We start from the raw sequence: 4,496 nt of genomic DNA on the forward strand, positions 1-4,496 counted from the left end.
GGTACGTCAGCCGGGCCAGCGCGGCCGCGTAGGCGGGGGTCTGCAGCAGGTCGGGCACGCGGTGGGACTGGTAGCCGCGGATGAGCGTCGCGGCCTCTTCGAGCCCGAGGTACGTCTCCAGCCAGCGCGGCGTCAGATCGCCGTACTGCTGCCACCAGCCGGGGGTGTTGGCGCCGCGGGCCAGCGCGAGGTACGCCTCGCGCTCGCGGAGGTCCGTGACCGCGTACAGCGTCAGCAGGTCGGCTATGTCGCGCTCCTTGCAGCCGCCCTGGCCGCGCTCCAGCCGGCTCATCTTGGGCACCGACGCCCGGATGGCCTGCGCCGCCGCGTCGAGTCCGACGCCGCGCCGGACGCGCAGCCTGCGCAGCCGGGAGCCGAGGACGATCCGCCGGATCGTGGGCCCGCCCCGGCCGTGGTCCGCGCCGCCGCCGGGCAGCCGGCGTCCACCGGCCACCGGTACTGACCCCGCCATCTCCCCTCCCCCGCCGGTCGGTTCACCATCCCGCCGCCAGCGCGGAATCATACCCGTCCGGGGCCGATTTCCCGAACCTTCGTCCGGTTTTCGCCTATGGAAACGGACGCGTGGTCAGGCCGGCGCCGCCCTCGGGCCGGCCGGCGGCACAGCGGCGGGGGTCAGCCCTTGGCGCCCGGTTCGCCGGCGGACTCGTGCCAGCCCCCGACGACGATCCGGGCCAGCCAGCCGAAGAACCAGAAGACCAGCACGCCGAAGAGCGAGGAGACCAGCACCGCCGCGAGCAGCTGCTCGGACTGCAGCCGCGACTGGTAGAGGTCGATGAGCACGCCGATGCCCGGCTGCCCCTGGCGGAAGAAGAAGTCGCCGACGATGGCGCCGACGACGGACATCCCGGCCGCGATGCGCAGCCCGGTGAAGATGTGCGGCAGCGCGGCGGGCAGCTGGAGCTTCCACAGCCGGGTCAGCCGGCCGGCGTTCTGCAGCCTGAACAGGTCGTGGTATGAGGCGTCGGCGGAGCGGATGCCGAAGAGCGTGCTGGTGAGGATGGGGAAGAAGGCGATGATGACGCAGACGAGCACGCGGGTGGAGAACCCGTAGCCCCACCAGAAGCCGAAGAGCGGCACCAGGGCGAGGATCGGCGTCACCTGGAGCACGACGAAGTACGGGAAGAGGGAGCGTTCCAGCCAGCGGGCCTGGCTCATCAGGATCGCCACGGCGATCGCCCCGGCCGCCGAGATCAGCAGCCCGAGCGAGGCGACCTGAGCGGACAGCAGCAGGGCGTCGAGGAGTTCGGCGCGGTTGTCGCCGTCGAGGAACCCCTCGCGCACCACGTCGTGCGGCGGCGGGAAGAGGAAGCGCCGGTCCTCGGCCAGCACCACCATGCTGATCAGATACCACCCGCCCACGGCGGCACCGGCCACCAGCACGGCCGGCAGCCTGCGGAGCAACGGGCGCGGGTTCATGGCTTGACGGCCACCAGGGTGTAGGCGTTCCCCTCGGTACGGTCCGGGGGCCGGGGGCGCCAGCGGTGCGCGACGACCACGCCGGGATCGACCGGCTCCCACCCGTCGACGATCCGCTCCAGCTCGGCGCGGCTGCGCTCCACCATCGGCGTCGCGCCCTGCGCCCAGAGCTTCGTCAGCCGGCTCACCCGGGAGTCCAGCTCGGCGGATATCTGGGACGCGGCGAGGTAACTGCCCGGGACCACCCCGCGGCGGACCCGCGCCACCAGGTCCGCCGGGTCGTCCTCGTCGGGCAGGAAGTGCAGCAGCCCGACCATCAGCACGCCGACGGGGCGGTCGAAGTCCAGCACGGCGCGCGCGTCCGGGTGGGTGAGGATCAGCTCCGGCTGCCGCACGTCGCCGGCGAAGGCGACGGTCAGGGCCCCGTCGGTCTGGAGGGCCTGCATGTGCGCCACGGCGACGGGGTTGTAGTCGACGTAGACGACGCGGGTGTCGGGGGCGATGCGGTGGGCGACCTCGTGGACGTTGGGCATGCGCCGCTGCGGCAGGCCGCAGCCGATGTCGAGGATCTGGCGGATGCCCGCCTCCCCGACGAGGTAGCGCACGGCCCGCTCCAGGAACAGCCGCTGGGCGCGTACGCGCATCTTCACGTCCGGCATGAAGGTCGACTCGACCTCGTCCACCAGCGCGCGGTCCGGGCCGAGGTTGTCGCTGCCGCCGAGGTGGTAGTCGTACGTGCGGGAGGCGTGTGCCGCCGTGGGGTCGGGCAGGGGCGACGTGCCGTGGGGGCCGTCGGCTATGCCGTTGTCGCTCATGAACCTCTCCGCGTCGTCCGCGGGCGGCCGATGCCGCGCAGGCGCGCGGCGCGGTACGGGCCGACACGGCAGCCTACTCCACCTGGCCGCCGGGGACCGCGGCCGCTGTCCCCGGCGGTCGGGCGGGCGGTCATCCGCCGTGTCCGATCCCGGGGTCGAGGAACTCGTTGGTCACGACGTCGGCCGGCGCCAGGCCGTCCTTGATGGGCTTCTTCTGCTCGGCGAAGATGGGCTCGCCGATGTCGATGATCTCCTGCACCCGCGCGGTCTCGAAGTTCCCGACGGTGGCGTCCTCGCCCTCGGCGTCGTCCGAGGCGATGCCGAGCTTCTTCATCTCGCCGATGCCGTACTTCGCGATGCCCTCGGTGAGCACGTCGCCGCCCTTGTACTGCTCGGCGATGTCGACGATGGTGGCGATCGTCGCGTCCGGGTCGCGGAGGTAGTCGACCTGCGCCTGCTGGATGACCGGCACCAGCTTCTCCAGGCAGGGCGCCAGTTCGGCCTTCGCCTCGGGGCGGACGACGAGGGAGGGCCCGTAGATCGGGTAGCCGGCCTCGTGGACGAGCTGGCCCTTGATGGGCTTCATCCAGTCGTCGATCTCGTTCTCGAACATGTACGGGTCCTCGGCCGCGTACCCGGAGGAGGCGAGCTTGCCTCCGGAGGCCACGAAGCGCGCGGGCGAGCCGTCGAAGGAGCCGTCCACCTGGTCCTTCTTGAGGATCCCGGTGCCGGTCAGATACTCCATGTACGTGTCGCCGCCGGAGTACAGCACCGTGGTGTCCGACTTGCCGACGTCCTCGATGGTCTCGAACTCCGGGTAGGTCTCCGGGTCCCAGTAGATCATCGTCGGGTCCTTCTCCAGCAGGGCGAGCACCGCGGTCGTGGGCTGCGTGGCGGAGAGCTGGACGATCTCGTCGAAGCCGCCGACCACCCCGAGGTCGATGTCCTCGTCCGTGTACATCTGCGCGGAGGTGGCGGCGAAGCCGATCGCCGGGCCGCCGGCGCGCAGTTCGAGCGAGATGCCGGTGTCCTTGCCGCCCGCGACGAGCGGGGCGGTGGTCCGCTTGCTGTTCGCGTCCACCTCGGGGTCGTCACCGAGGAGCGAGTACAGCGGGCCGAACGCCGTGGCGTTCGGCAGCCACGAGGTCTGCACGGTCACGGTCTCGGGGCACACGCCGGCCAGGCCGGCGCCGCTCCTCGCCGCCGCGGCGGACTCCTTGCCGCCGGCCTCGCCGTCGCCGCCGCCGTCGTCGCCGCAGGCGGCGGTGGTGAGCAGCAGGCCGGCGGCGAGCGGCACGGCTAAGGAGCGCAGGTGGTTCTTCACGGGCATCGGGGGTTCCTCCGGAGGGGATCGGGGGCCGGTCGGGTTCTCACTGGGCGGCTGCGCGCATGCAGGCGGACACCTCGGCCGCGATGCGGTTCAGCTCGGGGTCGTAGCGCAGGCTCTCGCCGCGCGGGTAGCCGAAGGGGACGGTGAACTCGCCGCAGACGCGCCCGGGCCGGGGGGACATCACCACGACCCTGGTGGACAGGTAGACCGCCTCCAGCACCGAGTGCGTGACGAAGACGGCGGCGAACCGCTCGGCGGCGAAGAGCCGGAGCAGGTCGTCGTCCAGCCGCTCGCGGGTGATCTCGTCGAGGCTGCCGAACGGCTCGTCCAGCAGGAACAGCTCCGGGCGCAGCGAGAGGGAGCGGGCCAGGGAGACGCGCATGCGCATGCCGCCGGACAGGGCGCGCGGCCGGTGGCCGGCGAAGTCGGTGAGGCCGACCAGCTCCAGCGCGGCGTCGGCGCGCTTGCGCCGCTCGGCGCGCGGGACGCCGCGCAGTTCGCCGAAGAGCTCGACGTTCGTACGCACCGAGCGCCAGGGCAGCAGCGTCGGGTCCTGGAAGACGTAGCCGAGGCGGTCGGCGCGCGCGGCGACGGCGCCGGCGGAGGGTTCGACGAGCCCGGCGGCGATGCGCAGCAGGGTGGTCTTGCCGCAGCCGGAGGGGCCGACGACGGCGACGAGCTCACCGGCGGCGACGTCGAGGTCGACGGGTTCGAGCGCGCGGGTGCCGTCGGGAAAGCGCTTCTCGACGGCGCCGAGGGAGAGGACGGGGCCCGCGCCGGACACGGGTGCGGCCTCGTCGGCGTCCGCGACGGTCATGGGTCCACCTCCCGTGCGCTCCGGCGGGGGGTCAGTGCCGCCGGGCAGGAACCTGCGCCGCGGCGGGGCGCCGCGGGCTCGGGGCCACAGAGGCTAC

At 73.0% G+C, this 4,496-nt stretch carries 5 protein-coding genes; all 5 read right to left on the minus strand.

The genetic code is table 11. The features are described from left to right. On the minus strand, positions 1–454 hold a 454-nt coding region (locus tag H5J30_RS18795; RefSeq protein ID WP_181788584.1), incomplete at its 3' end, for a Scr1 family TA system antitoxin-like transcriptional regulator. Between the two features lie 179 nt (positions 455–633). Continuing rightward, positions 634–1,437, minus strand: coding sequence for an ABC transporter permease (locus H5J30_RS18800; protein WP_181788580.1), 804 nt, complete (start codon positions 1,435–1,437; stop codon positions 634–636). After that, entirely contained in the window at positions 1,434–2,252 is an 819-nt protein-coding gene (locus H5J30_RS18805; protein ID WP_181788581.1) for an SAM-dependent methyltransferase, read from the minus strand. Before H5J30_RS18805 ends, H5J30_RS18800 begins: the two co-directional genes overlap by 4 nt. 130 nt (positions 2,253–2,382) lie before the next feature. Next, entirely contained in the window at positions 2,383–3,582 is a 1,200-nt protein-coding gene (locus tag H5J30_RS18810; protein WP_181788582.1) for a hypothetical protein, read from the minus strand. A 40-nt stretch (positions 3,583–3,622) separates the two neighbouring features. Further along, positions 3,623–4,399, minus strand: a complete 777-nt coding sequence (locus H5J30_RS18815) for an ABC transporter ATP-binding protein (RefSeq protein ID WP_181788583.1) — start codon at positions 4,397–4,399, stop codon at positions 3,623–3,625. Positions 4,400–4,496 lie beyond the last annotated feature (97 nt).

The sequence above is a fragment of the Streptomyces phytophilus genome (genome assembly GCF_013870535.1).
GTDB lineage: Bacteria > Actinomycetota > Actinomycetes > Streptomycetales > Streptomycetaceae > Streptomyces > Streptomyces phytophilus.

Excerpts from the sequence above, each read along its gene's own strand:
- H5J30_RS18800 (WP_181788580.1), bottom strand. The coding sequence starts at position 1,437 with ATGAACCCGCGCCCGTTGCTCCGCAGGCTGCCGGCCGTGCTGGTGGCC.
- H5J30_RS18805 (WP_181788581.1), bottom strand. The coding sequence starts at position 2,252 with ATGAGCGACAACGGCATAGCCGACGGCCCCCACGGCACGTCGCCCCTG.
- H5J30_RS18810 (WP_181788582.1), bottom strand. The coding sequence starts at position 3,582 with ATGCCCGTGAAGAACCACCTGCGCTCCTTAGCCGTGCCGCTCGCCGCC.
- H5J30_RS18815 (WP_181788583.1), bottom strand. The coding sequence starts at position 4,399 with ATGACCGTCGCGGACGCCGACGAGGCCGCACCCGTGTCCGGCGCGGGC.